Here is a 2,539-nt window from a genome sequence, read left to right as displayed (position 1 = left end):
CTGTCAAGGGACAGCGGGACCTCCCCGTGGGCGGACAGGAGACCTCCCTGTAGGCGGACAGTTCATCTCCCTGTCCGCGGACGGCTGATCTCCCTGTAGTCGTCAGTTCAAGGGGACCACCCCGCGTCCGGCGGTGGCCTCGGCGAGGCGCAGTGAGGTGCCCTCGGTGATGATGACGTGGGCGTGGTGCAGGAGGCGGTCGACGGCCGCGGTGGCCAGGGTCTTGGGCATGATGGTGTCGAACCCGGCGGGGTGGATGTTGCTCGTTACCGCGAGGCTGCGGCGTTCGTAGGTGGCGTCGACGAGGCGGTAGAAGGCCTCGGCGGCGGCCTGCCCACTGGGGAGCATGCCGATGTCATCGACGACGATGAGCTCGGCGCGGGTGATGCGGGCGATGACCTTGCTGGTCGAGCCGTCGACCTGGGCTCTGCCGATTGCGGCGGTGAGGGATTCGAGGGTGAACCAGGAGACGCGCATGCCGGCGTCGATGACCTTGTGGGCCAGGGCCTCGACGAAGTGCGTCTTGCCTGTGCCGGAGGGTCCGGAGATGGCGAGGTTCTCGGCGCGGTGGACCCACTCCAAGGCCGCGAGGGCGGACTGGGTGGGGACCGGGATGCTGCTGTCGTGCTCGCGCCAGGACTCGAACGTCTTGCCGGCGGGTAGCCCGGCGGTCTTGCGGCGCATGGCCCGGGTGGCCTCGTCGCGTCCGCGGGCCTCCTCGGCGAGCAGGACGCGCAGCACCTCGGTGGGGTCCCAGCGCTGGGCCTTGGCCGTGGCCAGGACCTCGGGGGCGGCTGCGCGCAGGTAGGGCATGCGCATGCGCTTGAGCACCGCGGTGAGGTCCTGCGGCAGCGGCGGCGCCGACGCGGCGATCGTGGTGGTGGTCATCGGGTCATCTCCTTGCTGGTCGTGAAGTTCGCCCAGGCGGCGGTACCGGGCTGAGCCGAGTGGGTCTCATCGACGACGACGAGGTCGCCGGTAGGGGCGGCGGTTGCCTGGTGGGCGACGATCGCGGTGAGGTCTTCCTCGCCGAAGCGGCCGGCCTGGGCCGCTGCGGCCAGGGCCGTCTCGACGGCAACGGAGCCGACCAGTGCGGCGAGCTCCAGGGCGGCGGCCATCTTGGCGCGGATGCGGGTCGCCCCGGCGGCTGAGGCCGCGATCAGCCAGTCGTGGGCGCCCTGGCCGAGGTCGAGGAAGTCGCGCTCGGCGGCGCTGCGAGCCCGTGGCTGGGGCGGGCGGGGAGCACCGGTGGGGTCCTGGGGATGGTCGGGGTAGTGGGCCAGATCGATCCGCGGAGTGCCCGGAGTGGAGAGTCGGTGACGGGCAACCTCGACCAGTCCGCAGCGCTCACCGGTCCAGTCCGGTCGGCGGGGCAGGGCGTCGAGATCGGCGACGAGGACGAGCTCGGTCCCCGCGACCCTGGCCCAGACCTCGGCCCCGACCAGGCCGGGCGGCGTGGAGTAGCGCACCGAGCCGTAGCGCACCGTCTGGTCGGTGTTCACCGTCCTGGTCTGACCCAACGCGAGGGTGTGCGGGGCCGCGGGCAGCACGTGCAGCCGCCGGCGCTCGTCCATCAGGGCTTCGGCCGGGATGCGCGCGGACTCGCGGTGGACGCGGCCGTTGACCTTGGCGCAGAACTCCTCGCAAGCGGCCTCCAGCTCGGCGAACGAGGCGTACTGGGCGCGCAGGTTGGCCTCGGTGGGCACCACGTCGGCCTTCGCCAGACGGACGGTGGACTCGGTGCCGCCCTTGGACTCAGGGTCGAAGGGGACACAGGTGTGGACCTGGGTGCCGTAGTGCCGCCCCGCCGCCACGATCTGCGGGTGGCGCACCGCCACTCCGGCGACGTGATCGATACTCACCGTCCTAGCGTTGTCGGTCAACACGTAGGCCGGCACCCCACCGATCCGCCGCAGCGTGGCGTCCAGGCAGGCGATCAGCGTCGGCAGGGTCTGGTCCCACACCGGGATCACCACCCGGAACCTCGACCAGGCCAGCCACGCGCAGAACAGCAGCGTGCGCCGCAGCGTCCCGTCCGCCCCGGGCACCTTCGGTCCCTCACCCCAGTCGAACTGCAGCCACAGGCCCGGCTCGGTGATCCACGGCCGGTAGGTGCGCCGGTTCCCTGCCCGCCACGCCGCCTTCGCCTCTGCGACGGCTCGACGGGTGGTGCGCTCGGTGCCGGTAAAGCCCATCGCCACCAGGCGCTCGTGGATGACGTCGGCGCGGACCTTGCCCGCGCTGCGCTCCACCCACTCCTCGATCTTCGGCAGGTGCTGGTCGATGATCCGCGGACGCCGCGACGCCCCTGTCACCGGACGGCCCTGGTCGCGGGCTGCGGCGTAGCGGCGCACCGTCTTCGGGTCGACCCCGGCCAGCTGCGCCGCCGAGTGCGCACTGCCCGTGGCGTCATACGCCTCAAGAATCTCCATGATCTCCCTGTCACACTTCTTCATGCGTCCCTCCGGTGGAACTTGCTCAAGGTGGTCGAAGACCTCGAGCAAACCCCGGAGGGACGCCCACGACGGGACCGACACGG

Annotated in this window: 2 protein-coding genes; both read right to left on the bottom strand. The window is 71.6% G+C overall.

Going from position 1 to position 2,539, the window contains the following annotated elements; all coding sequences use genetic code 11:
• Nucleotides 1–102: 102 nt before the first annotated feature.
• A complete protein-coding gene (istB, locus tag M3148_RS16830; RefSeq protein ID WP_251305888.1) occupies nucleotides 103–888 on the bottom strand; it encodes an IS21-like element helper ATPase IstB in 786 nt (261 codons plus the stop codon).
• On the bottom strand, nucleotides 885–2,456 hold the full coding sequence (gene istA / locus M3148_RS16825) for an IS21 family transposase (protein WP_251305887.1): 1,572 nt from the start codon (nucleotides 2,454–2,456) through the stop codon (nucleotides 885–887). The genes istB and istA overlap by 4 nt, the downstream gene beginning before the upstream one ends.
• Nucleotides 2,457–2,539 lie beyond the last annotated feature (83 nt).

Source organism: Georgenia satyanarayanai (genome assembly GCF_023715365.1).
In the GTDB taxonomy this organism is placed as follows: Bacteria; Actinomycetota; Actinomycetes; order Actinomycetales; family Actinomycetaceae; genus Oceanitalea; species Oceanitalea satyanarayanai_B.
The sequence above is the reverse complement of the archived record's forward strand: the minus strand, read 5'-3'. Positions and strand labels throughout refer to the sequence as shown.

Excerpts from the sequence above, each read along its gene's own strand:
- istB (WP_251305888.1), bottom strand. The coding sequence starts at position 888 with ATGACCACCACCACGATCGCCGCGTCGGCGCCGCCGCTGCCGCAGGAC.
- istA (WP_251305887.1), bottom strand. The coding sequence starts at position 2,456 with ATGAAGAAGTGTGACAGGGAGATCATGGAGATTCTTGAGGCGTATGAC.